The 26,312-nt window shown below is 62.6% G+C and carries 19 protein-coding genes and 2 pseudogenes; 5 read left to right on the forward strand and 16 right to left on the reverse strand.

Translation table 11 applies throughout. The annotated features are described in order from the left end of the window. Positions 1-56: 56 nt before the first annotated feature. The 11 genes from AB4Z20_RS05020 to AB4Z20_RS05070 all read right to left on the reverse strand — a co-directional run bounded on the left by AB4Z20_RS05020 (position 57) and on the right by AB4Z20_RS05070 (position 11,383). The gene (locus AB4Z20_RS05020) at positions 57-725 is read right to left on the reverse strand and encodes a GntR family transcriptional regulator (protein ID WP_214509303.1); all 669 of its coding nucleotides are present in this window, start codon (positions 723-725) and stop codon (positions 57-59) included. A 239-nt stretch (positions 726-964) separates the two neighbouring features. Beyond that, on the reverse strand, positions 965-1,906 hold the full coding sequence (locus tag AB4Z20_RS05025) for a helix-turn-helix domain-containing protein (RefSeq protein WP_320390303.1): 942 nt from the start codon (positions 1,904-1,906) through the stop codon (positions 965-967). Between the two features lie 222 nt (positions 1,907-2,128). Next, entirely contained in the window at positions 2,129-2,893 is a 765-nt protein-coding gene (locus AB4Z20_RS05030) for a 2-keto-4-pentenoate hydratase (protein WP_253473782.1), read from the reverse strand. After that, positions 2,890-4,497 carry a bifunctional 3-(3-hydroxy-phenyl)propionate/3-hydroxycinnamic acid hydroxylase gene (locus AB4Z20_RS05035; protein WP_442089453.1) on the reverse strand — a complete coding sequence of 536 codons (1,608 nt, stop codon included), beginning with the start codon at positions 4,495-4,497 and terminating at the stop codon, positions 2,890-2,892. Before AB4Z20_RS05035 ends, AB4Z20_RS05030 begins: the two co-directional genes overlap by 4 nt. 2 nt (positions 4,498-4,499) lie before the next feature. Beyond that, complete coding sequence (locus tag AB4Z20_RS05040) at positions 4,500-5,363, reverse strand: alpha/beta fold hydrolase (protein ID WP_253473776.1); 864 nt, start codon at positions 5,361-5,363, stop codon at positions 4,500-4,502. A 25-nt stretch (positions 5,364-5,388) separates the two neighbouring features. Next, on the reverse strand, positions 5,389-5,991 hold the full coding sequence (locus tag AB4Z20_RS05045; protein WP_013693046.1) for an amino acid synthesis family protein: 603 nt from the start codon (positions 5,989-5,991) through the stop codon (positions 5,389-5,391). 14 nt (positions 5,992-6,005) lie between these two features. Then, on the reverse strand, positions 6,006-6,455 hold the full coding sequence (locus tag AB4Z20_RS05050) for a VOC family protein (RefSeq protein WP_003200799.1): 450 nt from the start codon (positions 6,453-6,455) through the stop codon (positions 6,006-6,008). 11 nt (positions 6,456-6,466) lie between these two features. Then, positions 6,467-7,507 carry a VPS10 domain-containing protein gene (locus tag AB4Z20_RS05055; RefSeq protein ID WP_442089454.1) on the reverse strand — a complete coding sequence of 347 codons (1,041 nt, stop codon included), beginning with the start codon at positions 7,505-7,507 and terminating at the stop codon, positions 6,467-6,469. Positions 7,508-7,519: 12 nt separating this feature from the next. Then, positions 7,520-8,314 carry an SDR family NAD(P)-dependent oxidoreductase gene (locus AB4Z20_RS05060; RefSeq protein ID WP_024619778.1) on the reverse strand — a complete coding sequence of 265 codons (795 nt, stop codon included), beginning with the start codon at positions 8,312-8,314 and terminating at the stop codon, positions 7,520-7,522. Positions 8,315-8,340: 26 nt separating this feature from the next. After that, complete coding sequence (locus tag AB4Z20_RS05065) at positions 8,341-9,831, reverse strand: aldehyde dehydrogenase family protein (RefSeq protein WP_214509296.1); 1,491 nt, start codon at positions 9,829-9,831, stop codon at positions 8,341-8,343. A gap of 10 nt (positions 9,832-9,841) precedes the next feature. Beyond that, on the reverse strand, positions 9,842-11,383 hold the full coding sequence (locus AB4Z20_RS05070; protein ID WP_442089455.1) for an acetolactate synthase large subunit: 1,542 nt from the start codon (positions 11,381-11,383) through the stop codon (positions 9,842-9,844). 275 nt (positions 11,384-11,658) lie between these two features. Between AB4Z20_RS05070 and AB4Z20_RS05075 the strand changes: the two genes are divergently transcribed. Next, positions 11,659-12,411 carry an IclR family transcriptional regulator gene (locus tag AB4Z20_RS05075; protein WP_253473771.1) on the forward strand — a complete coding sequence of 251 codons (753 nt, stop codon included), beginning with the start codon at positions 11,659-11,661 and terminating at the stop codon, positions 12,409-12,411. Between the two features lie 162 nt (positions 12,412-12,573). On the opposite strand, the gene AB4Z20_RS05080 is transcribed toward AB4Z20_RS05075, so the two are convergent. The 4 genes from AB4Z20_RS05080 to AB4Z20_RS05095 all read right to left on the reverse strand — a co-directional run bounded on the left by AB4Z20_RS05080 (position 12,574) and on the right by AB4Z20_RS05095 (position 18,298). After that, positions 12,574-13,899 carry a hypothetical protein gene (locus AB4Z20_RS05080; RefSeq protein WP_442089456.1) on the reverse strand — a complete coding sequence of 442 codons (1,326 nt, stop codon included), beginning with the start codon at positions 13,897-13,899 and terminating at the stop codon, positions 12,574-12,576. Positions 13,900-13,982: 83 nt separating this feature from the next. Beyond that, complete coding sequence (locus tag AB4Z20_RS05085) at positions 13,983-15,332, reverse strand: aminotransferase class III-fold pyridoxal phosphate-dependent enzyme (protein WP_214509292.1); 1,350 nt, start codon at positions 15,330-15,332, stop codon at positions 13,983-13,985. An 11-nt stretch (positions 15,333-15,343) separates the two neighbouring features. After that, entirely contained in the window at positions 15,344-16,765 is a 1,422-nt protein-coding gene (locus AB4Z20_RS05090) for an aldehyde dehydrogenase family protein (RefSeq protein WP_442089457.1), read from the reverse strand. Between the two features lie 84 nt (positions 16,766-16,849). Then, entirely contained in the window at positions 16,850-18,298 is a 1,449-nt protein-coding gene (locus AB4Z20_RS05095) for an APC family permease (protein WP_253473761.1), read from the reverse strand. A gap of 449 nt (positions 18,299-18,747) precedes the next feature. Here AB4Z20_RS05095 and AB4Z20_RS05100 point away from each other — a divergent pair. The 4 genes and pseudogenes from AB4Z20_RS05100 to AB4Z20_RS05115 form a co-directional block, all read left to right on the forward strand. After that, positions 18,748-19,941 (forward strand): annotated as a pseudogene (locus tag AB4Z20_RS05100) (PDC sensor domain-containing protein); the annotation flags it as partial. A 261-nt stretch (positions 19,942-20,202) separates the two neighbouring features. Further along, positions 20,203-20,799, forward strand: a pseudogene (locus AB4Z20_RS05105) (methyl-accepting chemotaxis protein); the annotation flags it as partial. Between the two features lie 95 nt (positions 20,800-20,894). Further along, entirely contained in the window at positions 20,895-22,064 is a 1,170-nt protein-coding gene (locus AB4Z20_RS05110) for an efflux RND transporter periplasmic adaptor subunit (protein WP_253473755.1), read from the forward strand. Positions 22,065-22,067: 3 nt separating this feature from the next. After that, entirely contained in the window at positions 22,068-25,163 is a 3,096-nt protein-coding gene (locus tag AB4Z20_RS05115; RefSeq protein WP_442089458.1) for a multidrug efflux RND transporter permease subunit, read from the forward strand. Between the two features lie 269 nt (positions 25,164-25,432). On the opposite strand, the gene AB4Z20_RS05120 is transcribed toward AB4Z20_RS05115, so the two are convergent. Further along, positions 25,433-26,281, reverse strand: a complete 849-nt coding sequence (locus AB4Z20_RS05120; protein ID WP_258690932.1) for an ureidoglycolate lyase — start codon at positions 26,279-26,281, stop codon at positions 25,433-25,435. Positions 26,282-26,312: the final 31 nt, after the last annotated feature.

A 26,312-nucleotide genomic window follows, 5' to 3' on the forward strand; every position in this document is an offset into this window, starting at 1 on the left:
GTAAATGACGGCAGTACTCAAAGTCAAAACACGGGCAGATTCGAAACCTGCTCTCGTTATTTTTTCGATTGCAGGAACTCGATCAATTCAGGAACGGTGCCTTCGATGTGCGCACGCACCACCGCCTCGGCCTTCTCGGCATCGCCCGCACGCAGGGCGTCGAGGATCAGCATGTGCTCCTGGCGCGCACTCAGGGGCTTTTCCACATGCTGCAGCCACAGGCGCATGGGCGCTTCGATCAGGGAATAGAGCGCGCTGATCTGCTTGAGCAATCGCGGGCGACCGCTGAGGCTGCACAGGTATTCATGGAACGCGCGATGGCGGCTGACCCACTCGGCACTTTCCTCGCGGTAATCGTCCATCTCGTCCAGCAGTCGCTCCAAGGCAGCCAACTGGCGCTCGCCAATCCTGGCTGTCGCGACACGAACTGCCAGGCCTTCCAGGGCGCTGCGCATCTCGAAGACTTCGTGCAACTCATCGATGTCCAGGCCGCTGACAATCGCCCCGCGATTGGGTCGCAGGGTCACCAGGCCCTGGGCATCCAGACGACGAAAGGCTTCGCGCACCGGCATTCGGCTCATGCCGATTTCGTTGGCGATGTCCTCGGCAATCAGCCGGTCGCCTTTGCGTAACCGACCGCCACAAATCGCATCGAGCAGGAAGTTGTAGGCCTCCTCCTCGGCAGTCATCGGTGGGCGTTCAGCGTAAGTCGGGGCAAATTGCATGGCAGCACCTTCTGCATTTTTGTATCCAATTATCCATGAATTCAAAAAAAGCAGAATACGTGCCAAGCTCACGCATAATCGTGCAAGCGTTTGATTTGAAGAGATTTGCCGGGGAAAACGACGGCTGGCCTTTAAGCCTGGCCATAGGCTGAGCCGCACACCTGTGCTACCAAACAGCTCAGTGGCTGCCCTTTATGTGTGCAGGATGACGCTTCGGTAACACTGCAGGCGGCAGCCCATCATGCCGGCGCCCGAGGCGTATCCGAGGGTGACTCGCCAAACAACGCCCGGTAATGGGCTGCAAAATGACTCAGGTGGAAAAAACCCATCGCCACGGCGATTTCACTGACGTTCAGTGCCGCCGCACGGGTCGTGATCAAACGCCGGCGCACGGCATTGAGCCGCAGGTTACGCAGGTACTCCACCGGACGCATTCCGGTGACCGCCTGGAAACTGTTCTGCAGGGTCCTGCGGCTGACCCGCAATTGTTCGCACAAATCGAGGATGCTCAAGGGCACATCGGCGCTGGCGACGACCAGCTCCTGGCAACGCTTGACCAGATAGGCACTGACGGCAAAATTGCCGCGCCGGCCACGCACCTCATCCGAAGCGTGGCTGAACAGATCGAGAAAGGCGTTGAGCAGGACATCCTCGAGGATTTTTTCCGAAGCCGGATTGATCGCGTCCGCCTGTTCCAAAAGGTGACGAAACAGTGGGTGGATCCTTTGCTGCACCCGGCGCAGCACCGCCTCATCCACGCTGACCTGGGACACGCTTTTCAGACGCTTGAGCTGCTCGCTCGACAGCTCGTAGGCCGCCAGCTTGGCGAACCGCACCGTGTCGACATTAGCCGCGAAGAAGTGCATGCCTTCCGGGGCGTGCAAGACGAAATCCTCGCCATCGCGCAACAGCACGACACTGTGGGCGCCCACCTGGTGCCCCTGGACCACCGGCGCACCGCCCAGCGACATGGCAATGCACAAGCGCCCTTTTGGCGCGCAACCGCGCTGCACCACACGTTTATCCAGCACCTCCTGGAAGATCTGGAAACGCTCGGCGCACACTTGCCGCAGTTCGCTGGAAAGGCAGCCACGCCCGAGTTGGTCATAGACCTGTTGCCAGCCCAGGATCGAACCGGCATGTTGCTGAGGATCATTGAAGGTACGGACTTCGGCGAACATGATCATTGTTCCTCGGTGGTGCTGTGCTTATTACCCGGTGCTGTATAAAAGCTGTGCCAGACGCTGTGCCGATGCTGTGTCGGACGCTGTGTAGGAGCTGTCGAGTGCAACGAGGCTGCGATCTTTCCCCAGACACTTAAATCTCAAGCGAAAGATCAAAAGATCAAAAGATCAAAAGATCAAAAGATCGCAGCCTTCGGCAGCTCCTACGGTGAACAGTGTTTATCGCCGGAAAACCAAAGCCAGTTCCGTGCCAAGCATGTGCAAACGATATTCACCTGCCCTGACGTCCATCGGCGCCAACAACGCCCCGGACAGCACCACCTGCCCCGCTTCAACGCGCTGCCCGTCGGCCAGCAGCCGCCGGACCAGCCAACACAGATTCGCCAGAGGGGTATCCTCGCGCGCCAGGACGTTACCTTCACCGCAGGGCACGCCGTCATGCGCCAGGCGATAGTTCACTTCGGGCAGTCGATCCGGATCGAACCCCACCCTCGCCCCGAGGCAATACAGCCCTGCGGCGGCATTGTCGGCAAGAAACGCCCCGACGCCGAAACGCCAGCCCTGCCAGCGACAATCGGCAATTTCGAATGCTGGCGCGACCTCGGAAACGGCGGCGAGGATGTCCTCGTCACTGTAGAAACCTGACACCAGCGTACGCCCCAGGACAAACGCCAGTTCGATTTCCAGCTTGGGCTGGATCAGCCGTGCCAGGGGCACCGTGCTGCCGGGTTCCACTGCCATGGCATCGGTCAGCGCGCCCAACACCGGTTCATCGATACCGAAACGGTCCTGGGCGGCGCGGCCGGCGAAAGCCACTTTCCATCCGGTCAACCGCTCACCAGCGGCCTGGCGCCGACGCAGCGCCTCGCGTTGCAAGGTGTAGCCCTCCTGCAGGACGACGGCCTGAGACTCCAACGAAGGCAAGGCGTGGACGGCCTGCGCGGCATCCTGAAGCCGGACCAGAAGATCGTCTTCGCGCCTCATGAGAGCTGCTCCGCCAATTTGCGCAGCACGCCTTCGAGCCGCTCGGGTGTGGTGATCGCGGCAACGAACCGATCCGGCCGCACCACCACCACGCAGTCACGCACCTTGGCAAACCATTCGCCCAAGCGGTTATCGACGTCCTCGACGCAAATGGCGCCGCTGGCGGACAAGGGTTGGTTGCGCCCCACGCCACTGCGCGAGCGATTGATCTGGATGAAACGCGTCTCCCAGCGCGCCCACCAAGCGGCGGTTTCTTCACTGAGCTGTTCGCTCGGGTTGACCCGATAGCCCAGCACCGCATAAGAATGCCCCAGCACATCGTCCAGACGCCGGCGCTGACCCTGGGCGTCCTCGACAGATGGCTGGATGAACAATTGCCCGACCAGATCATCCTCATGCAGCTCGGCGCGCTCGTGATGAACCAGGCCTTTGGTGATGGTTGCCTTGGGTTTGAACTTGAACTCCAGCAAGTGCGAGCGCAGGTTGTCGACGCTGTTGACGGCCTGGAACAACCAGTCCCGCACACCGGCCATCAACGGGTTGGTCAGCCCCAGGACGGCGCCCATGTTGTCGGCCAACGCAATGAGGTCGGTCGCATGCCCACGGCGCTCCTGATCGTAACTGGCAAGAATCGCCGGCGACGCTCGCCCTTGGAGGATCGCGGCGAGCTTCCAGGTGACGTTGGCGACATCACGCAGGCCGGAGTTGAGCCCCTGCCCGGCCCAGGGCGGGGAAATATGCGCCGCATCGCCCACCAATGCCACACGGCCCTGGACAAAGCGGGCCGCGACCCGAGAGTTATGGGTGTAGGCGCGAATCCGGATGATTTCCAGTTGATCGACCGCATCGCCGATATGCCCGCGGATCAAGTCCCGGATCGTCGCCTCTTCGCACATCCGAGTCTCGTCTTCGCCCTCCAGGAGCATGAACTCCCAGCGCCGCTGCTGATACGGCAGGTAGATGCAGACGAAGGGTCGCTGAGGGTCGGCATGCAGGGCGGTATACGGTGCATCCAGGGTGTCGTTGGCCGTGTCGATCACCACCCATTTGCGCGGATGGGTCAGCCCCAGCAGTTCGATACCGAGTTTCTTGCGCACGCTGGAACGTCCGCCATCGGCGCCGATCACATACTGCGCCTGCAATTGATAGAGCTCGCCCCGGGCATCGCGCACCTGCAAGGTCACGCCCTCGGCATCCTGCTCCAGATCGAGCATTTCATGGCCCTGGCGCAACTCGACACTGGCGTGCTTGCCCAGTTGCTCGCGCAATGTCGTTTCCAGCAACTGTTGCATGAAGATGTTGCGCATCGGCCAGCCATAGTTCGCCGTGCTCGGCTTGACCTCGGCAAAACACACGCCTCGCGCATTGTAGTAGCGCAGGGGCACGTTGCAGATCATGTCGCGCGCGGCCAGTTCGGCGATGCCGATGCCCTGCAACACACGCAGCGCCTCGTCATCCATGCCCACCGCGCGCGGATACGGCAGGACGCCGTCAGCCAACTCAAGGACGATGCAGTCGATGCCGTACAGCCCCATGTAATGAGCGGCCGTGATCCCGTTCGGGCCGCCGCCCACGATGACAACCTGGGTTTTCTCCTGCTTCATCGCTATTCACCGCTTTGTTGTTGTGGTTGTAGGCACTGGTCATACAAATAGTCCATGACGACAAGGTTGAACATTTCGCTCTGGTCATCATGGACGTAATGGCTGGCGTCGGCGATTTCCTCTGTGCGCACCCACTTATTGGCCTGCGTGATCGAGTCGAGGGTCGCCTGGGGCAGGAAATCGGAACGGGCGCCACGAATGAACAGCGTCGGGCAATCCAGCGCCCGTACCGCCGGCCACAGGTCAGTCGGGGTAATACTCAGGCGCGCCTGGGCGATACCTTGTTGGTCGTGACGCCATTCGATTCCAGCCAGCGTTTCCTTCATGGAATACATCAACCTGGAAGCCAGCCCCTCCTGAGAGAGGCCAGGTCGCGCTTGCAGCCAGAACTGGGCGGCGCTCTCCCAGTCAGGAAACAACAGCGGTGTCTGGCTCATCTCGCGCCGAATCCGCTCGGCGCCGTCACCGCTGACCGAAGAACCAGGGCCGATGTCCTCGATCACCAACGCTTGCAGTCGTCCCGGATTGAGCCGCGCATACTCCAGTGCATTGGTGCCGCCAAGGGAATGCCCCACCAGGACGAAACGCCGCAGCTCCAGATGCGCCACCAGATCTTCAAGATCGTTGACATAGGCCTCGGTCCGGTAACTGGCGGCATCCGCCCAGTCACTGTGGCCACGACCACGCTGGTCAAGGGCATAGCAGCAGTACCGCTCGCCCAAAGCATTGACCAGGCCATCCCAGGTCTGGGCATAGGAGCGCAACCCGTGGAGCAGCACCACCGCAATGCCCGATGGGTTGCCCCAGGACAGGTAATGCAGGCGCAGCCCCGATCGATTGGTGAAGAACTGGCTGTTTGCAGACATTCGTTCGCTTCCCACGATCCGTACCTCAATACAGGCCGTCATTACCCTTGACGTCGGCAGCCTCAAGGCCACCCAGGCGCGCATGCAAGCGCCCACGCGTGGCGAAGGCCCAGATGATGATCAATTCGTCGGCCGCCGGACCATCACCGAACGACAACGAAATGCTGTCGTAGTGCGAACGGACATACAGCGCATCCTTGTGGGCCAGCGGCACATCGATGGTCACGCCAGGCCCGCCACGCTTGCCCGTGGAAGGCACCCAGGACTTGCCGCCGCCCAACGCGACGCGGATCGGATCCGCCGCCGGGTTGGTCAACAATGCATTGCCATGCTCGTACTCGCCCTGGCTGCCCACCAGGCACGCCTTGCCGTAGCTGACGATCTTGTGCTGGCCCGCCAGTACCCGGATGCGCCGACCAAACTCCTGGCCCAGCAAGGGCGACGGCTCTATCAGCTCGGCCAGGCTTTCACTGAAACGGCCGGCATAAGGGTTGGCGATCACGGCGCCAATGGCGTACTTGAACAGCGGCTCACCATCGGCCAACTGGCCCGTTTCGTTGGCCAGGGTTTCCTCGACGAAGGTGTACCATTTGCGGATGTGGTAACTGGCGAAATTTGCGGTTTTCATAAGAGCAGTCTCTTTCAAAGTGGGTCGAGATCGAAATGCCGGCTGGGCGCTCCAGCGGCCTTGAAGCGGGCCTTGCCGCGTGCATCGTCGTGTTCGGACTCGAGGAAGAATTCCAGGCGATTGCCATCGGGGTCGTTGAAATACACGCCGTTGCCGATCTCGTGGTCGGTGATCTTCACCACCTCGACGCCCTTCTTCAGCAACATGCCGTAGAGCTTGCGCAGGGTGGTCATGTCGCCCGCGATCTCCAGCCCGTAGTGCTGCAGCCCCAGGCCACCCTGGTGGGCCCCGGGTGCTGCGCGCAGCAACGCGATGTCGTGGTGCTTGGCACCGAAGGCCATCATGATCCAGCTTTCACCCCGGGCGCTTTCGTGCATGCCCAGCACGTCGGCGTACCAACGCGCCGACACTTCAGGGTCGCTCACGGATAGCGACAGGTGAGTACGAACGACTTCGACTTTCATCGCGCGATACCTCAGTTCTTCTTGATGATGGATTGATGCCCGGACTTGATTTGCGCCACGGCGGGCGTCCAGAGCACATCAGCGATTTCACTGAATTCACGCCACTGCTTCTGCCAGCCGTCACCGCCGTTCTCGGAGGTGAACAGATGCCCGTACTTGGTGCCGGCGACGATCTGGCGAGGGTCGGCGGGGTTCAAGGCAATCGCCCAGACACAGGAATTGGGTTGTTGCGGCAGCGGCAGCACTTCCCAACTGACGGCGGCATCCCGGGACACCAGCACCTTGCTGGTCGTGCCAGGGGTGCCGTCGGAAATGCTCAGGTAGAGCGTATCCTCGCTGCCCAACGCGGCATTCATGGCGCGCACGTAGTACAGGCCGAAGGTTTCCCGGGCGACGATGCCGGTCCAGGTCTGTCCTTCGTCGAGGCTGCGGTAAACGGCGTTGACGCACACCACCACGATGACCTTTTGCCCATGGTTGGGCAGGACCACGATGTTGTGCACATCCGAGTTGTAGTCCCACAGCAGGCGGTCATCGACACGGGTCCAGCTATCGCCACCGTCACGGCTGTGGAACAACCCGCCCTCTTCCAGGCCGAACCAGAGCTGGTTGCGATCCGTCGGGTCGTAGGCGAAGGCCAGCAAGCGCGGACGACTGACGCCGTCGCAGAACTCCGGGATCTCCACCGGGGCACGTTCCCAGTTCTGGCCACCGTCGTGGGTGCGCCATAGCACGGCGCGCGACGGCGCACCGGTGCCGACGAAAATACGCTGTGCATCCTGCGGGTCCACGGCCACCTTCCAGACGGTCTGGCCGCTGAATGGCGAATCCACCCGCTGCCAATGGCCGCCGGTATCACGGCTGATGCACAGGCCGACATCGGTGCCGGTATAGATCACCTCAGGCGTCCCCGGATGGAAACTCAGGGAGCGGGTGATCGCGTCGAATTCCAGGTCCTGGCCCAGGCCCAGGCGGTGCCAGGTACGGCCATCGTCGGCGCTGCGGATCACCGCTTGCCCTACGGTGGCGACCAAAAGGGTTCCGTTACTCATCACTGCTGCTCCTCAAATGAAGATGCCACGGGTCAAGCCGCCGTCGATGCCAATCGATTCTCCGGTCACCGCCCCGGCCTTGGGAGATGCGAGGAAACCGATCAGCCAGCCCATTTCGATGGGCGCCAAGGTGCGGCGGATCGGCGTCGCGTCGATGTAGCCCTGCTCCACCTGCTCGGGCGTCTTGCCCTGCTTGATCCCTTCGCGCTCGTAGAGCTCCTGGATGTGCGGGGTGTCCACGACGCCGGGGTGGATCAGATTGACCGTGATGCCGGATGGGCCCAGTTGGTCGGAAAGTGTCTTGGTCATGTGGGCGATGGCCAGGTTGCGCATGCCCGAGAGGACTTTGCTGCCACGCCCGGTCAGGCCACCGATATTGATGATGCGACCGAAGCCGCCGGCCTTCATGTGTGGGGTCACGGCTTTGGCGCAACGGAAATAGCCGATCACCTTGGTGTTGAGGTCCGAGAGCAATTCATCGTCGCCGGCATGCTCGATGTCGTTGCGCACCACACCGGACGGTGCCGCGGCGCCATTGACCAGGATGTCGATACGACCAAAGTGCTTGTGCGCAGCCTCGACCATGTCGGACACCGCCGACATCTGGTTGGTGTCACAGAACAGCGGCAGCACCTCGTTGCCAGTCTCTGCGGTGATTTCCTCGGCCGCTTGCTGGAGAAACTCCATGCGCCGCGCGCAGATCACCACCTTGCAACCTTCCTGGGACAGAAAGCGCGCGACTTCCTTGCCGATGCCCATGCCGCCGCCGGTGACGATCGCCACGCGGCCTTGTAATTCCAGATCCATAGCAGTTCCTCTTGTGATTGTTCGGCTCAGGCGAGATCGACGAAGACACTTTTGGTTTCGGTGTAGGCATCGATCACGTTCTTACTCATTTCCCGGCCCCAGCCGGATTGCTTGTAACCACCAAATGGCGAGGCCGGGTCGACGACGTTCCAGCAGTTGATCCACACCGAACCGGCCTTCAACTGGGCGGCCACGCGATGGGCGGAACGCAAGTCACGGGTCCAGAGACCGGCGGCCAGACCGTAGGGCGAGTCGTTGGCGCGCAGCACCAATTCATCGATCTCGGTCCAGCTCATGACGGTCAGCACCGGCCCGAAGATTTCCTCCCGGGCGACACAGGCGCGCTCGGCACGGTCGAGAAACACGCTGGGCCGGATGAAGTGGCCGCGCTCCAGGTGAGCCGGCCGATCACCGCCGCAGATCAGCTCGGCGCCTTCTTCCTGGCCCCGTTGCAGGTAGCCACGCACCGTGCCCAATTGCCGGGCCGAGACCAGCGGGCCCATGCTGCTGGCCGGATCCAGGCCTGGCCCCAACACGTGGGCGGCCGCGTGGCGCTGGAGCTCCTCAAGCACTTGATCGAGGACGCTGGCGTGCACGTACAGACGCGATCCGGCGGTGCAGACCTGCCCCTGGTTGTAGAAAATGCCGTCGGCGGCGCCCTTGGCGGCACGGACGATATCGGCGTCCGGAAGAATGATGTTGGGGGACTTGCCACCCAGCTCCAGGGAGACCTTTTTCATGTTGCCGGTGGCCGCCTGGGCGATCAGCCGCCCTACCTGGGTCGAACCGGTGAAGGCGATCTTGTCCACGTCCGGGTGCTGGGCCAGCGGTGCGCCGGTATGCGCACCAAGACCGGTGAGCAGATTGACCACCCCGGCCGGGAAACCGGCGGCCTCGATCAACTGCACCAGGCGAATCGCAACCAGGGGCGTCTGCTCGGCGGGTTTGAGCACCGCGACGCAACCGGTCGCCAGCGCCGGGCCAAGCTTCCACACGCACATGGTCAGCGGGAAGTTCCACGGTACGATCAAGGCGCAGACGCCCACCGGCTCACGCAAGGTGTAGTTGAGCATCGGTGCGCCGCTGGACGGCGATACCGGCAGCGTGCTGCCTTCGATCTTGGTCGGCCAGCCAGCGAAATAACGAATGATATTGGCCGCACTGGCCGCTTCGCCCCGGGCCGCGCCGATCGGCTTGCCGTTTTCCAGGGTGATCAGTTGCGCCAGTTCTTCGCGATGCTGGTCGAGCAGTTCCGCCAGGCGAAACAGCAACAACCCGCGCTGGGCCGGTGAGTGCTGCGCCCAGGGCCCGGTGAAGGCCGCGCGGGCGGCAGCGACGGCGGCATCCACGTCGCGTTCGCCGCCTTCGGCGACTTGCGCCAGGATGTGCTCAGTGGCCGGGTTTTCCACGGCAAACCGACGGCCGTCGGCGGCGTCCTGCCAGGTCCCACCGATAAACAGGCGCCCGGGCTGGGACAGGAACTTCTCGACGGCAGGTAACAATTGAATCGGGTTCATATCCGCTCCTTCACAGTGCCATTTCAATCAGGCAAGGACCGCCGTCGGCCTTGGCGTTGGCCAGGGCGCGCTGCAACTCACCGTTGGTGTGCACAGTGCTGGCCGGCAAGCCGTAGCCCTTGGCCAAGGCCTTCCAATCGATGCGTGGACGGTCCAGTACCGTCAGGCTCAGGGCCTCGGGGCCCAACTCGGTCATGCCGAAGCGGCGCAGCTCGTTCTGCAAAATGGCGTAGCGATGGTTGGCCGCGATCAGGATCACCACGGGCAGTTGCTCGCGGGCGATGCTCCACAAGGTCTGGATGGTGTACTGGGCACTGCCGTCCGATTGCAGGCAGAACACCTTGTTGCCACGCTCGGCCATGGCGGCGCCAAAGCCCACCGGGATGCCCTGGCCGATGGCCCCACCGGTGTTGGTCAAGACCCGATGCCGTGCGGCATGGGCCGAAGCGGTGAAGAATGGATAGCCGCACGTCCCGCCTTCCACCGAAACGATGCAGTCGTCGGGCAGCGACGCAGCCAGCACCTGCCCCACGGATTGCGGGGTCAACGTAGCTTCGCTTGGCGGCAGCTCGATGCCGGTTGGCGTTGGCACATAAGCCGGCGCTTCAAGCGCATCGGCGAGCGCAGTGAGCGCGCCGGCAACATCGTCCCCTACTTGTGCCAGGCAGAGCAGGCGTTCACGTTCGGCCAGGCGAGAAGCGATGCCTTCGTAGCCGAAATAACTGATCGGGTCCGGCACGCCGGCGCACACCACCGCGTCGTACTGGTCAAGGATCTCGATGGCCACTTCGGGGAAGTAAGGCAGGCGATCCAGGTCAGGCAAACCACCGCCGCGATAGCTCAGGCGCGGAAAGGTTTCGGCGAACAGGCGCACGCCCGGCAACTGGGCCAGGCGCCCCGCCGCTTCGAGCCCGGCGACCGACAAGCCTTGGTCGCCGACGATAAACACCAGGCGCTGGCCATCACGCAGTGCCTGGGCGACTGCCTCGATCCGGTCACTGGCAAAACGCCGGACCGGGGCCTGCAATGCGGTGAAGGCTTTCTCGTGCTGCACCGTGTTGGCTTGCAGGTCCATCGGCAGAATCAGGCTGGCGATCTGGCCGTTGGCCTGCCAGGCGGCACGCACTGCCTCTTGGAAATCTTCGCCGACACCCGATGCGGTGCGGGATGTGCGCACCCAACCGGAAACACTCCCGGCCAGCGCCTGGATATCACTGGCCAGCGGCGGATCGTAATTGACGTGCCAGGACGCGTGATCACCGATGACGTTGACGATCGGGGTGTTGGCGCGACGCGCGTTGTGCAGGTTGGCAATGCCATTGGCAAAGCCTGGCCCCAGGTGAGTCAGGGTCATCGCCGGCTTGCCGGCAATCCGGCCATAGCCGTCCGCAGCACCGGTGCACACCCCTTCGAACAAGGACAACACCGGCTTGAGGGCTGGCGCACTGGCCATGGCTGCCACCAGGGGAATTTCAGTCGTTCCGGGATTGGCGAAGCAGTATTCGATACCGCTCGCCACCGCCGCTTTCACTATCAGTTGCGCACCATTCATTTCCAGCCCTCTTGATCGAGCGTTTGCAGTGGCTGAGATTTATCACACAGAAAAACCCTACGCTCAAGCACTTTTTAAACGTAAAAACTCTTATTTTGAGATTTATGCAAAATTATGATGAGAATAACGCCTTCAATCCGTATGTTTTTCTCAAGCACTGGCGTATCGTGGCAACGCCCTGTTCGCCGAGCGAGCGGGCTTTTCATCATCGGCGCACCTACCTATAGTGCTCACCCAACGACCACCTACGCGCCATTCCCCCCTTTAGGAGCGAAATGAGCAGTCTGAGCAAAATGCTGAGTGTGCTGGACCTGTTCGACCCGGCAACGCTGAAGATTGACCCCGACACCATTGCCGAGCGCATGGGCCTGTCACGGGCGACCGTGTACCGCTACGTCAAGGATTTGTGTGATGCCGGCCTACTGGTCCGGGTGGATGCCGGCAGCTACGGCCTGGGGCCGCGGATCATCGAGCTCGACTGGATGATGCGCCAGTACGACCCGATCCTCGTGGCGGGTCGCGAGTTGATGCACCAGCTGTCCGAGGCCACTGGCCTGGCGGTGTTCGCCAGCGTTTTCTATGACGGCCACATCATCAACACCTACATCGCCGAACCCAATGACACCTACCAGTTCGCATTCGGTCGCGGCCAGCCGCTGCCGTTTTTTCGCGGTGCGCAATCCAAGGTGCTGATCGCCTTCCAAAAGGGACGGCGCCTGCAACGCCTGTTCGAAGAACACATGGCCAACGACCCCGACAACGGCTATGACTGGGCAAGCTTTTCCAAAGCGGCGAAAAAGATCCGCAAGGACGGCTATTGCCTGACCCACGATGAACTCAACCTGGGGCTCACCGGTATCGCGGCACCGATCATCAACCCCGGGCTCGACGAGGTGGTAGGCAGCCTTTCAGCCGTCGGCAGCACCGACAGCTTCAAACTGCTGCGCCAGGAAACCGTGGTTGAAATGGTGATGGACACCACCCGGCGGATTGCCGAGCGGATGCAGAATCCGCCTGCTACCAACTAGAAAGCGATGTTGCGCCATACCGATAACTTAAGAAAAACACTGAACCTGTGGCGAGGGAGCTTGCTCCCGCTGGGTCGCGCAGCGGCCCCTCTTTTTAGGCCTGCTGCGCAGTCCAGCGGGAGCAAGCTCCCTCGCCACAGGGTTTATCGAACAGTCCCTGCTTCAGAACGGCACGGCCACCGTCACCTGGCTGTACACGTTGGTGCCATTGCCCGCCACTTGATTGCCCCCGGTCGTTGCATCCCGATCCGGTTTGTAGAGGCCGATCAGCGGGGTGATGATCAAATGCTCGTTCACGGCCCACTCGGCATACAGATCCAGCTCACGGGCATCCAGGTTCAGGGCGTTGTCTTTACGTACGGTGTTGTAATCGAAGTACAACGCACCCAGGGTCAGATTTTCCAACGGTTTGGCTGTCAGGCCGACATGATGAATGCCCGTGTTGCTGTTGAAGGGTCCGGCATAATTACCCGCGACTTCACCCTGGAACCAGGTGCCATAGCCCGTGCTGAGCCCGGTGAACAGCGAATCCCACTTCTGCGAATAACGGGTGTAGCGGTACGTCAGCTTCGGGGCCCAGGCCAGATCGGCAAAGGTGTAGCCGGCTTCGGCGTACCAGGCGTTCTGCGGGCCGGCGTCCTTGTCCTGCCAGGCGTATTCGAATGCCAGGCTGGCGTTCTCGATGCCCGCGTCACCTTCACCACGAATGCTGTAGACGTCCATGCCCTTGCGTTGCTTCTGGAAATCGCTGGCCCACTGCTCGTTCACGTCGAGGCCATGTATCCAGGTCAGCCCCAACGTGCCCGCCTTGGCGGTGTAATCGAGCGTGCCGGCGGCCAGTTCGGTTTCGGCCTGGGCGCGGTTATCGGACTTGAGCCACACCACACTTCCATGCAGCCCATCCTGCCCGCCCAGACGTAATACGGCGGTTTGATCGAACGCGTGCCGGGCAGCCAGGTAATAGGCGCCACCGCGATTCAAGCGACCATCGGCAGGCCCTTTGCCCAGGTTCGGCCCGTCATCGTTGATCAAGAATCCCCTGCCCAGCTTGACCACCTGGCGCCCGCCGGAAATATCGACGCCGTCCTGCCCCAGCACGGGAAACAGATCGGCGGAACGCCAGCCCAGGTAAGCGTCTTCAATCTTCGTCGTGCGCTCGCTGCCCAGCGTATTGCCGGCCGCGTCGCCATCGCCCCAGGTGGCGGAACTGACCAGGCTGAACGCCCCGTAGGCGGTGCCATGGCCGGCCAGGCCCTGGTCGCCGCTGACGCCATACTTGATGAAGCCTTCGCGCCAGGTTGAACCACCTGGTCGGCCGTCGTAATTCTTGCGACTGTTGAAAAGACCGAACACGGCCAGCATGTCGGCGTTGAGGTGAGTGTCGTCATCGGCATACAACTCATAGGCCTGGACCTGACTCGCAGCGCAGAGCGCCAGCGTACAGGCAAGGCCACTGCCGAAAAATCCCATACGCGATAGGTTCCGCATGGCTAGAGCTCCTTTTGGTGCGCCCTTGATAGGCTGTTTTTATATTCAGGAGCCGGCACCGCAGGCGGCGCCGGCTGGCTGGGCTAACGGCAGTCGGCGAGCGCGCTGTCCAGCGCACCGACCATCATGGTCGCCTCGTCAGAGGTGAGGGTCAGCGGCGGCGACATCACGATTTTGTTGCCTATCGGGCGCATCAATACGCCGGCCAGGCGCGCCTGCTCGGCAATGCGCGAGGCCAGGCCCGTAGCAGGGTCAAGCGGCTCGCGCGTGGCCTTGTCCGCCACCAGGTCCACGGCGATCATCAGGCCCTTGCCGCGCACTTCGCCCACCACTGCATAACGCTCGGTCAGCGGTTGCAGTTGTTCCAGCAACTGGGCACCGACCTTCCCGGCGTTGCCTGGCAAATCCTCGGCCTCGACGATGTCCAGCACCGCCAGGGCCGCCGCGCAGGCAGTCGGGTGCCCGCTGTAGGTGTAGCCGTGCATGATGACGTTGCTGAAGCCCGGGCCGTTCTCGATGGCATCGACCATGCGCTGGTTGAAGACCGTGGCCCCCATGGGGATGTAACCGGCGGTGATGCCCTTGGCCAGGCACAGTACGTCGGGGGCGACACCCCAGCCACGACTGCCGAGCATGCAGCCGGTGCGGCCGAAACCCGTCACCACTTCATCGGCGATCAACAGGATGCCGTGGCGGTCGCAGACTTCGCGCAGCCTCTTCCAGTAGTACGCCGGCGGCACGATCACGCCGCCGGCGCCTTGCACCGGTTCGGCGATCAGCGCAGCAATGGTCTGCGGGCCGAGCAGCGCGATCTGGTCTTCCAACTGACGAATGCAGTGAGCGGTCAGTTCTTCCGGATCGCGGCAGTCCCAGGGGTTGCGGTACAGCCACGGCGTGTCGAGCAGATGACAGCCAGCCAGAAGCGGCCCGTGGTTGTAGTGATACACGCCGTTGCCGCCCACCGAGGTCCCCCCCACGTGCACGCCATGGTAACCATTGCGCAATGAGAGAAAGCGCGTGCGCCCTGGCTCGCCGCTGGCGATCCAGTATTGGCGGGCCATTTTCAGGGCCGTCTCGACCGCATCGGAACCGCCGGAACTGAACAACACCCGGGTCATGTTTTCCTGGGCGAACATCGACGTCAGCCGCTCGGCCAGGTCGAACACCCGCGGATGGGCGATGCCGTCGAAGGTCTGGTAATAAGCCAGTTCGTCCAGCTGCGCGGCAATGGCCGCCTTCACTGAAGCCCGGTTATGACCCACGTTCACGTTCCACAAGCCGCCGACACCATCGAGCATGCGATGGCCTTCGATATCGGTGATGTAGTTACCGTCGCCACGGGCGATGATCAACGTCTTGGAGCGGTTCGCCGGCGCCGAAGAACTCATCGGGTGCCAGAATTTTTTTTGTGCTGTCTTGTATTGCTCGTACATGGTTGCACTCCTCACTCTGTTTCACGCTTGCGTACGTACAGCAGTTGCTGGCCGGTGAACTCCAGCAACCCTTCAAGGCCGAACTCGACGCCGAACCCGGACATCTTGCTGCCGCCAAACGGCGTATTCGGCTGGATCTGCGCATGGCAGTTGACCCAGGCCATGCCACATTCCAGGCGACTGGCCAGGGCCTGTGCCTGCTCGCTGTCGCGTCCCCAGACCGATCCACCCAGGCCCATGTCGCCCGCATTGGCGCGACGCAGGACATCCTCGACATCCTGGTAGGCAATCAGCGGCAACACCGGCCCGAACTGCTCCTCATCCACCAGGCGCTGCCCATCGGTCACATCGGCAACCAGCGTCGGCGGATAGAAAAAGCCCGGGCGGTCCAGACGAGCACCGCCGCACAACACACGCGCCCCCTGGGCACGGGCATCGGCCACCAGTTCCTCAACCAGCTTCAACTGTTCGAGGTTCTGCACCGGGCCAAACGTGACCCCGGGCGCCAGGCCGTCACCCACCACCTGACGCCGGGCGATCAGGGTCAGGGCCTCGGCAAAGGCCTCGTACTGGGATTGGTGGATGTACAAGCGCTTGAGGGCGGCGCAGGTCTGCCCCATGTTCAGAAATGCGGCCTGGAAAATATCTTCGGCGACCGCCTCGACCGAGGTGCCTGGCAGCACGATGGCGGCATCGTTGCCGCCCAGCTCCAGGGTCAGGCGCTTGAGGTTGCCGGCGGCGCCGCGCATTACGCTCTGGCCGGTGGCGGTGGAGCCGGTGAAGACAATCTTCTGGATCCTGGCGTGGGCGGTGATCGCACTGCCGAACCCTTGTTCACCGGTCACGCTATTGATCACGCCCCGAGGCACGTGGCGAGCGATGATTTCCACCAGGCGCAGGGTGCTCAAGGGGGTCAGGCTCGACGGTTTGCTGATCACGCAGTTACCGGCCCGCAACGCCGGCATGATGTGCCAGACAGCGATCATGAACGGCCAATTCCAAGGCGTGATCGACGCGACCACACCCAACGGCTTGCGGTGCAGTTCAATACGCTGGGTCGGGGTTTCTTCCACCAACTCCACGGGAATCTGCTGCTCGGCGGCATAGCGCGTCCAGGCCACCGCGCCCATCACTTCGGAGAACGCCAATTCCAGCGGCTTGCCCTGTTCCAGGACAATGAGCGGGGCCAAGGCATCGGCTTCCTGTTCGAGATCGGTAGCGATGCTCAGCAGGCGCTGGCGGCGATCTTCATGGGTGCTGTGTCGCCACTCGACAAAGGCCGATTGCGCCGCTTCGACAGCGAGGTCCAGCTGGGCCAGGGAACCGGCCGCGCATCGAGCGAACACCTTGCCGGTCGCCGGATTGAGCACATCAAAGTGCCCGTTTTCACCGTCGACCCGAACCCCATTGATGAGCATTTGATAATCGTGCATAGAACCTTCCTTTCACGCGCTGACGAATCGTCCCGAACGACAGCGGACTTGTTTTCTGGGTGGATTGACGTTGTGCCTGGCGCCTTAGAGCTTGTGGCTTCCCAGCGCCATGAATCGCTCGGGGGATGCCTTGCGCAATCGAGCGGCGAGGAACACGCCGACGATCAGCGCGGCGGGAATCACCGCGCATAGGCCATAGGACAGGAGCTGGCTGGCGCCGGTCAGCACGTCGAAATGAATCACCGCAAGGGCCAGGACCGCCAGCAATGCCAGGCACGAAAAGACCGGAAGAATCCGACCGCGCCAGAGCCCCAGCTTCAGCTCCGGGTGAGCGCGAAAATAGACAAACACCGCTGCTGAGGTCAGCGCCATGAGCAGGATCACGCACAGCGTGGCCAGGTTGGAAAACCAGGCGAACAGCTGAAGGATCGGATCGGCGTCCAGCGCAGCAAAGATCAGCACCACCACCGCCGCGATCAGGCTTTGCAGGACCGAGCCCATGTGCGGACTCTGGTGCACGCGATGGGTGGTGCCCAACCGGCTGTGCAGCAAACCGTCGCGGCCGATGGCATAGAAATAACGTGCCGCGGCGTTGTGGAACGCCAGCAGCCCGGCGTAGATGCTGACCATGAACAGCACGCGGATGATCTGGGTCAGGTGCGGGCCGACAAAGTGATCGGACATGCCGTAGATGAACGTCGTTGGATCCTGGAGCGCCTGCAGGGTCGGCACGATCTTGTCGGCCCCGACGCCAATCACCATCGCCCACACCGACAGGGCATAGAAACCACCGATCAACAGCACCGAGCTGTAGGTGGCGATGGGAATCGTGCGGTGCGGGTTCCTCGCCTCCTCGCCGTAGATGGTGGTGGCCTCGAAGCCGATGAACGCGGCGAAGCAGAACAGCAAGCCGATGGACGGCGTGCCGCTGAACACATGGCTGCGATCGAACGAATCGAGATTGATGCCGCTATCGCCACCGGTCTTGAGAATGGCGAAATCCAGCGTCAGGATCGCCAGGTACTCGGCAATGACCACCACCGACAGCACCCGGGCCGACAGGTCGATCTTGCGATAGCCAAGAATCGCGATGCTCGCCATCGCCAGGAGCGAATAGGTCCACCAGGGCAAGTCCAGGCCAAAGACGCTGGCCATCGTGCCGCTGACCACGCCGCCGAACATGCCATACAACCCGACTTGCAGGATGTTGTAGGCAAACATCGCCAGCACCCCCGCCGCGCCGCCGGCCAGGCCACCCAAACCGCGAGCAGTGAATGCATAGAAACCGCCGGCATTGGTCATGTGCCGGGACATGGCGGTGTAGCCCGCCGAGAACGCCAGTAACACCAGCAAGGCCAGGATCAGCAATGCCGGTGTGCCCGCGCCGTTGCCCAGCATGATGCCAATGGGGAAACCGCCGGCGATGACGCTCAAGGGGCTCGCCGCCGAAATCACAAAGAAGATGATGAAACCGACACCCAAGGCGCCGCGCTTCAACTCCGTCGAACTGCTGATCGGGAAAGATACGCTCATTGTTCTTGACCTTATTGTATGAGGCAGTTGTTGCTGGATCGCAGACGCCAGCTTCGCCGACTTCCAAAAGCTTATTGTTCTGCTTGCACGCTGGATTCGATGCTAGGCCGTTGCCAAAACTCTTCGCTATCCCAAAACGGCAGCATCCAAAGCCGCGCCCCAAAACAGGTCAGCCCAGCGAGGGATTACTCCCGCTGGACCTGACTGGCGCTGTAGGAGCTGTCGAGCGAAGCGAGGCTGCGATCTTTTCAGCACCATTGAGTCTCAAGCGAAAAGATCAAGATCAAAAGATCGCAGCCTCGCTTCGCTCGACAGCTCCTACCGGGCGCACAACGGCTGCCGATTCGGGATAACGGGAAAATTCCTCCTGCCGCAAGATAACCTCGCCCACCGCTCAGACAGCGCTGGGCCCAAAACAATAAAAGCCCCTAAGCGCAGGAAACTTCAGCATGTTCTTCGCTCGTCTCTCTATCCAATGGCGAATCACGCTCTTGAGTGGCCTGTGCCTGCTCGCCGTCGTCGGCGCACTGACCGGTGCCTCCCTGTATCAGAACCAGCAAGGCGCAACGCTGCTCAAGCAGCAAAGCAGTCAACTGCTCGGGCGCTCGGCCCTGGAAGGTTTGCAGGCACAGGGCCTGGCCCACGGTCAGCGGGTGGAACGTTTTTTCAGCGAAACGGCGATCTATGGGGAAGGTTTTGCCCAGCAGGTCTTGCAACTGCGCGCCCAGGCGTGGAACGGGCGACTGACGCCAGGGCAACTGCGCCGGGACCTGATCGCCGCAACCCGCCAAGCCCTTCAGAACCGCGAAAAAGTCCTCGGTTTCTACGTGGTGCTGCTGCCCGACGCGCTGGTCGGTGAAGATGCCGCTTTCACTGGCCAACGCGATCTGGCCGGCAATGAAAAAGGTCGCTTTGCCCTGTACTGGTCGCAAAGCCAACCCGGCCATTTGGTGCAAGAGGTGCTCAGCGAAGCCCAGATCAGCGCCAACACCGCACCACCGGGCAGCGAGCCGGCCAACGCCTGGTACGTCTGCCCGCAGACCCTGGGGCGCACCTGCGTGACAGAGCCCTACGCGATCGAGGTCGAAGGCCAGAAGACCTTGATGAGCAGCATCTCCATACCGTTGCTGGACCAGGGCAAAGTCATCGGCGTGGTGGGCATGGACATCAGCCTCGATACCCTCCAGCAACTCGCCGCCAGCCTTGCCAACGACCTGTATCCCGGCCACAGCGAGATCAACATTCTTTCCCCGTCAGGGCAAGTTGCCGGCCATAGCGGCACGGTTGACGGCACCTCCGTCGACGTTCGACAAGCCGTGCAAACCGTCCCCGACAATACCCCCTGGCAATTGCAGATACGCGTGCCCGAAACGCTAGTGCAAGCACCGGCCCTGCACATGCAGGCGCAGTTGGACGACAAGTATCGCCAGGCCAACTGGTTCAACCTCAGCCTCGGCTTGCTGGCTGCCGGCTTGGGTCTGTTGCTCATCTGGCTCACCGCTTACGGCGTGACCCGGCCGCTGCTGCGGGTGGCGCACATGCTCGACGCCATTGTCGAGGGCGACGGCGATCTCACCCAGCGCCTGCCCAACGACCGCCACGATGAATTGGGCCAACTGGCGAAGGGCTTCAATCGCTTTCTCGACAAATTGCAGCCCATCATCCGCGATATCCAGCAAGCCTCCCTGGACACCCGCGACACCGCCGACACGTCGGCACAGGTGGCCCGGGAAGTCAGCGCGGGCATGCACACGCAGTACCGGGAAGTCGAACTGGCGGCAACGGCCTTGCATGAAATGAGCACCAGCGCCCAGGAAGTGGCGCGCCATTCCCACCAGGCGGCCGATGCCGCCACCGTCGCCGAAAGCGCAAGCCGATCGGGGCGTGAACTGTTCGCCAACGCGGTCAGCAGCATCGACAGCCTGGACCGGCGCCTGGAGACCACGCTTGAGCAAGTGCAGGCGCTGGCCGGCAACAGTCAACACATCGGCCAGGTGCTGGACGTGATCTGCGCCATTGCCCAGCAAACCAACCTGCTGGCCTTGAATGCCGCCATCGAAGCCGCCAGGGCGGGTGAACAGGGGCGCGGCTTCGCGGTGGTGGCTGACGAAGTTCGCCATTTGGCCAGCAACACCCAGAACTCGGTCGAGCAGATACGCACGGTGATCGAAGCGCTGCAGCAGTTGAGCCAGGAGGTCGTGCACAGCACCCATTTGAGCCGCGAGCAGGCCAGGGACAGCGTCGTTCAAGTCGAAAAGACCCAGGCGGCACTGCAACACATCAGCGACGCCGTGGAAGTGATCGAACACATGAACCAGCAGATCGCCAGCGCGGCCCTGGAGCAAAGCGCTGTGGTGGAAGACATCAGCCATCGCGTCAGTGACATTCGAGGGATCAGCCAGACCTTGACCGGCCAGATGGAACAAGCATCGCAAACGAGCCACTCATTGCATGCCATGGCCAACCATCAGCAAGAGTTGGTGGGCCACTTCCGGGTTTAAGGGGGATTACACAATTTCACAGAGCGCCTACAAAGCTTCACCCCTGCCGTTGGCCACGCCCCCTACCATGGGCGGCTCAATAGTGGGGAAGCACCATGTCCAAGAATCCTGTCGTCACACTGGGCCTGTTGGTCGGCACGCTGCTGCTCAGTGGCTGTGATAGCGCCTCGACCCCGGAAGCCTCCGCCCCGCTGCCCAGCGTGCGTGTCGAAACCGTCCAGGCCCGCCCCCTGTCGATCAGCAACGAGCTGAGTGGCCGGATCGCCGCGCCGCGGGTGGCCGAAGTCCGGGCGCGGGTGGCCGGCGTGGTCTTGCAGCGGGTGTTTCGTGAAGGCCGCGACGTCAAACAGGGCGAGGTGCTGTTCCGCATCGATCCGGCGCCGTTCAAGGCCGACCTGGACAGTGCCGAGGCGGCGTTGCGCAAGGCCGAGGCCAATGCGTTCCAGGCCCGCTTGCAGGCGCAACGTTACGCCCAGTTGATCGATGACAAGGCGATCAGTGGCCAGGACTACGACAACGCGCGGGCCAGCGTGCGCCAGACCGCCGCCGACGTCGCTGCCAGCAAGGCCGCGGTGGAACGAGCGAAACTGAATCTGGGGTACGCCACGGTGACCGCGCCGATTTCCGGACGGATCGGTCGCGCCCTGGTGACGGAAGGCGCCCTGGTCGGGCAGAACGAAAGCACGCCGTTGGCATTGATCCAGCAACTGGACCCGATCCACGCCGACCTCACGCAATCGACCCGCGAACTCAACGACCTGCGCCGCGCTTTTCGCGCAGGGCTTTTGCAAGCGGTCGGCCAGGGCCAGGCCAAGGCCACGTTGATTCAGGACGATGGCAGCCCCTATCCGCTGCCCGGCAAATTGCTGTTCACCGACCTCAGCGTCGACCCGAGCACCGGCCAGATCACTCTGCGCAGCGAATTCCCCAACCCCGACCTGGACCTGCTGCCCGGCAGCTTCATTCGCGTGCGCCTCGAACAAGCGGTCAACAGCCAAGGCATCACCGTGCCACAGCGGGCGATCCTGCGCGACAGCGCCGGGGTTGCCCAGGTGCTGTTGCTGGACGCCGAGCAGAAAGTCAGCCAGCAACCGGTGCAACTGGGCGCCGCGCAAAACGATCGCTGGGTCGTCACGCACGGTTTGAAACCCGGCGACCGCATCGTCATCGAAGGCCTGCAACACGCTCGCCCCGGTGAGCAGGTCCAGGTCGATGACACCCCACTTCCCCTCGCCCAGGTTCCCGGGCCACAGGCAGGACACTAAGCCATGCCGCAGTTCTTCATCGACCGTCCGGTGTTCGCCTGGGTCGTCGCGCTGTTCATCCTGTTGGCCGGTATCCTGGCCATCCCGCAACTGCCGGTGGCGCAATACCCGGTCGTGGCCCCACCACAAATCGAAATCTACACCGTCTACCCGGGTGCTTCGGCGCAAACCGTGGACGAAAGCGTGGTCAGCCTGATCGAGGAAGAACTCAACGGCGCCGACAACCTGCTGTATTTCGAATCCCAGAGCAGCCTGGGCAGCGCCACCATCACCGCGACCTTCCAACCCGGCACCAACCCGGAACTGGCCCAGGTCGATGTGCAGAACCGCCTCAAGGCCGTGGAGTCGCGCCTGCCGCAAGCGGTGACCCAGCAAGGCTTGCAAGTGGACAAAGTCTCCGCCGGCTTCCTGCTGCTGATCACCCTCACCTCCAGCGACGGCAAGCTCGACGACGTGGCCCTCAGCGACTACCTGGCGCGCAACGTGATGAACGAGATCAAGCGCCTGGACGGTGTCGGCAAGGCCCAGTTGTACGGGGCCGAACGGGCCATGCGGATCTGGATCGACCCGCAGAAACTCGTCGGTTTCAACCTGACCCCGGCCGACGTCAATGCCGCCATCGTGGCGCAGAACGCCCAGGTGTCGGCCGGCAGCCTGGGCGATTTGCCGAGCCGCAGCACCCAGGAAATCACCGCGACCATCGTCGTCAAAGGCCAGCTCAACACGCCGCAAGAGTTCGCCGACATTGTGCTCAAGGCCAACCCCGATGGCTCGACGGTGCGCATCGCCGACGTGGCACGGGTGGAAATCGGCAGCCAGGAATACCAGTTTTCCACGCGCCTGAACGGCAAGCCGTCCACCGCCGTGGCCGTGCAACTGTCGCCGGGCGCCAATGCCTTGAACACCGCGACCCTGGTGCGCAACAAGATGGACGAGCTGTCGCGCTACTTCCCGGCCGGCGTGGAATACAAGATTCCCTATGACACGTCGCCGTTCGTCAAGGTCTCGATCACCAAGGTGATCTACACCCTCGGCGAGGCGATGTTGCTGGTGTTCGCGGTAATGTTCCTGTTCCTGCAGAACATCCGCTACACCCTGATCCCGACATTGGTGGTGCCGGTGGCGCTGATGGGCACCTTCGCGACGATGCTCGCGCTGGGGTTCTCGATCAACGTGCTGACGATGTTCGGCATGGTGCTGGCCATCGGCATCCTGGTGGACGATGCCATCGTGGTGGTGGAGAACGTCGAGCGGATCATGGCCCAGGAAGGCTTGTCGCCCAAGGAGGCCACACGCAAGGCCATGGGACAGATCACCGGGGCGATCATCGGCATCACCCTGGTGCTGGTGGCGGTGTTCATTCCGATGGCGTTCATGCAGGGCTCGGTGGGGGTGATCTACCAGCAGTTCTCGCTGTCGATGGCGACCTCGATCCTGTTCTCGGCGTTTCTCGCCCTGACCTTGACCCCGGCGCTTTGTGCGACCTTGCTCAAACCGGTCGCCAAAGGCGATCACCACGCCAAGACGGGGTTCTTCGGCCTGTTCAACCGTGGTTTCGAGCGATTCGGCGAGCGCTATCAAGGTTGGGTGGCCTATGCGGTAAAACGCAGCGGCCGTTATCTGCTGATCTACGGCGTGCTGCTGGTGGGCATGGGCCTGCTGTTCAGTCGCCTGCCCTCCTCGTTCCTGCCGGTGGAAGACCAGGGCTACACCATCACCGACATCCAGTTGCCACCGGGTGCCAGCAAAAACCGTACGGTGCAGGTGGTGGAGCAGATCGAAGCCCACAACGCCGGCGAACCGGGGGTCGGTGACAGCACGATTATTCTCGGTTTCAGCTTTTCCGGCAGCGGGCAGAACGCGGCCCTGGCCTTCACCACCCTCAAGGACTGGTCGCAACGCGGCGCCGAGGATTCGGCCGCGTCCATTGCCGACCGTGCCAACCTGGCGCTAAGCCAGATCAAGGACGCCATGGCCTTCTCGGTGCTACCGCCACCGGTGGACGGCCTGGGCACTTCCAGCGGTTTCGAGTTCCGTTTGCAGGACCGTGGTGGCCTCGGCCATGCCACCTTGATGCAGGCCCGCAGCGAATTGCTCGCCGCCGCCGACAAAAGCCCGATGCTGATGAATGTGCGTGAAAGCGCCCTGGCGGAGGCACCGCAGGTGCAATTGGAGGTCGACCGCAAGCAGGCCAATGCCCTGGGCATTTCCTTTGCCGACGTCGGCAGTGTGTTGTCCACGGCAGTGGGTTCGACCTACATCAACGACTTCCCCAACCAGGGGCGCATGCAACGGGTGGTGGTCCAGGCCGAGGGCGACCAGCGCAGCCAGGTCGAAGACTTGCTGAAGATTCATGTGCGCAACAACAGCGGAAAAATGGTCCCGTTGTCAGCCTTCGTCCAGGCACGCTGGACCCAGGGGCCGGCGCAATTGACCCGCTATAACGGTTATCCGGCGGTGAGTATTTCCGGTGAGCCGGCACCGGGCTACAGCACCGGGCAAGCCATGGCTGAAATCGAACGACTGGTGGCGCTGGGGCCGACGGGCCTGGGCCAGGAATGGACCGGGTTGTCCTTGCAGGAACGCTTGTCCGGCAGCCAGGCACCCATCCTGTTGGGCCTGTCGCTGCTGGTGGTGTTCCTGTGCCTGGCGGCGCTGTACGAAAGCTGGTCGATCCCGACCTCGGTGTTGCTGGTGGTGCCGCTGGGTGTGCTCGGCGCGGTATTGGCGGTGTCGTTGCGCGGCATGCCTAACGATGTGTTCTTCAAGATCGGGCTGATCACCATCATCGGCCTGTCGGCGAAAAACGCGATCCTGATCATCGAGTTCGCCAAGAGCCTGTACGACGAAGGCCACGACCTGATCGACGCCACGCTCCAGGCTGCACGCCTGCGCCTGCGGCCGATCATCATGACCTCGCTGGCCTTCATCCTTGGGGTGGTACCGCTGGCGATTGCCACGGGCGCCAGTTCGGCGAGCCAGCAGGCCATCGGTACTGGAGTGATCGGCGGGATGATCAGCGCCACGCTGGCGGTGGTGTTCGTGCCGGTGTTTTTTGTGGTGGTGATGAAGCGTGTCAGGCGTGTTGACCGCAAGTGAGGCTAGGCCGGATTACCGCTATCGCGAGCAAGCTCGCTCCCACAGGGGTTGTGCTGTGCCAGAAAAACCGCAGGCAATCACAGATCAAAACTGTGGGAGCGGGCTTGCTCGCGAAGAGGCCAGCACATTCAACATCTTCATTGACTGTGACGCCGCCTTCGCGAGCAAGCTCGCTCCCACAGGGGCCTGCGGGGCACCTGAATTGTGTGCCTGTCGAAGATCAACTGTGGGAGCGAGCTTGCTCGCGATAGCGGCAGCGAGCCCAGCCCTCAGTCCGCCTGCACCGTGACCTGGCGCTGTTCGCCCAAGCCCTGGATTCCCAGCCGCATGGTCTGGCCCGGCCGCAGGAACACCGGGTTGGGCTTGATGCCCAAGCCGACGCCGGGCGGCGTGCCGGTGGAGATCACATCCCCCGGTTGCAGGCTCATGCACCGGCTCAGGTAGGCAATCAGTTGCGGCACGCTGAAGATCAGCGTTCGGGTATTGCCGTTCTGATAGCGGTGTCCGTCGACCTCCAGCCACAGGTCCAGCGTATGCGGGTCGGCAACTTCGTCCCGCGTCACCAGCCACGGCCCGAGGGGACCGAAGGTGTCAAAGCCCTTGCCCTTGTCCCAGGTGCCGCCGCGCTCCAGTTGCCACTCACGCTCGGACACATCGTTGATGACACAGTAACCGGCGACATGCTCCATGGCATTGGCTTCATCGATGTAGCGCCCGCCTTTACCGATGACCACGCCCAGCTCGACTTCCCAGTCGGTCTTGAGCGAGCCACGGGGGATCTGGACGTCGTCGTTCGGCCCGCAAATGGCACTGGTCCATTTGTTGAAAATGATCGGCTCTTTGGGCACTTCCATGTTCGACTCGGCCGCATGGTCGGCGTAGTTCAGGCCAATGCAGATGAATTTGCCGACCTGGCCGACGCAGGCACCGATCCGTGGCTGGCCGGCCACGATCGGCAGGCTGCGCGGGTCGAGGGCGGCGAGCGCTGCCAGGCTGTCCGGGCCGAGGACCTGCCCGGCGATGTCCGGCACATGGGCCGAGAGGTCGCGGATCTGATTGTCGGCATCCAACAGCCCGGGTTTTTCGGAACCTTTTTCGCCGTAGCGCAATAGTTTCATGTCGTGCTCCTGCTCAAGTGAAGACCGGGAT

This window comes from Pseudomonas sp. KB_12 (assembly GCF_052114545.1).
Lineage (GTDB): Bacteria > Pseudomonadota > Gammaproteobacteria > Pseudomonadales > Pseudomonadaceae > Aquipseudomonas > Aquipseudomonas brassicacearum.

Bases quoted from the DNA above. Each gene is read 5' to 3' on its own strand.
- AB4Z20_RS05120 (WP_258690932.1), bottom strand. From the start codon at position 26,281: ATGAAACTATTGCGCTACGGCGAAAAAGGTTCCGAAAAACCCGGGCTG.
- AB4Z20_RS05040 (WP_253473776.1), bottom strand. From the start codon at position 5,363: ATGTCTGCAAACAGCCAGTTCTTCACCAATCGATCGGGGCTGCGCCTG.
- AB4Z20_RS05055 (WP_442089454.1), bottom strand. From the start codon at position 7,507: ATGAGTAACGGAACCCTTTTGGTCGCCACCGTAGGGCAAGCGGTGATC.
- AB4Z20_RS05060 (WP_024619778.1), bottom strand. From the start codon at position 8,314: ATGGATCTGGAATTACAAGGCCGCGTGGCGATCGTCACCGGCGGCGGC.
- AB4Z20_RS05050 (WP_003200799.1), bottom strand. From the start codon at position 6,455: ATGAAAGTCGAAGTCGTTCGTACTCACCTGTCGCTATCCGTGAGCGAC.
- AB4Z20_RS05020 (WP_214509303.1), bottom strand. From the start codon at position 725: ATGCAATTTGCCCCGACTTACGCTGAACGCCCACCGATGACTGCCGAG.
- AB4Z20_RS05065 (WP_214509296.1), bottom strand. From the start codon at position 9,831: ATGAACCCGATTCAATTGTTACCTGCCGTCGAGAAGTTCCTGTCCCAG.
- AB4Z20_RS05115 (WP_442089458.1), top strand. From the start codon at position 22,068: ATGCCGCAGTTCTTCATCGACCGTCCGGTGTTCGCCTGGGTCGTCGCG.
- AB4Z20_RS05045 (WP_013693046.1), bottom strand. From the start codon at position 5,991: ATGAAAACCGCAAATTTCGCCAGTTACCACATCCGCAAATGGTACACC.
- AB4Z20_RS05080 (WP_442089456.1), bottom strand. From the start codon at position 13,899: ATGCGGAACCTATCGCGTATGGGATTTTTCGGCAGTGGCCTTGCCTGT.
- AB4Z20_RS05085 (WP_214509292.1), bottom strand. From the start codon at position 15,332: ATGTACGAGCAATACAAGACAGCACAAAAAAAATTCTGGCACCCGATG.
- AB4Z20_RS05025 (WP_320390303.1), bottom strand. From the start codon at position 1,906: ATGTTCGCCGAAGTCCGTACCTTCAATGATCCTCAGCAACATGCCGGT.
- AB4Z20_RS05095 (WP_253473761.1), bottom strand. From the start codon at position 18,298: ATGAGCGTATCTTTCCCGATCAGCAGTTCGACGGAGTTGAAGCGCGGC.
- AB4Z20_RS05030 (WP_253473782.1), bottom strand. From the start codon at position 2,893: ATGAGGCGCGAAGACGATCTTCTGGTCCGGCTTCAGGATGCCGCGCAG.
- AB4Z20_RS05090 (WP_442089457.1), bottom strand. From the start codon at position 16,765: ATGCACGATTATCAAATGCTCATCAATGGGGTTCGGGTCGACGGTGAA.
- AB4Z20_RS05110 (WP_253473755.1), top strand. From the start codon at position 20,895: ATGTCCAAGAATCCTGTCGTCACACTGGGCCTGTTGGTCGGCACGCTG.
- AB4Z20_RS05035 (WP_442089453.1), bottom strand. From the start codon at position 4,497: ATGAAGCAGGAGAAAACCCAGGTTGTCATCGTGGGCGGCGGCCCGAAC.
- AB4Z20_RS05070 (WP_442089455.1), bottom strand. From the start codon at position 11,383: ATGAATGGTGCGCAACTGATAGTGAAAGCGGCGGTGGCGAGCGGTATC.
- AB4Z20_RS05075 (WP_253473771.1), top strand. From the start codon at position 11,659: ATGAGCAGTCTGAGCAAAATGCTGAGTGTGCTGGACCTGTTCGACCCG.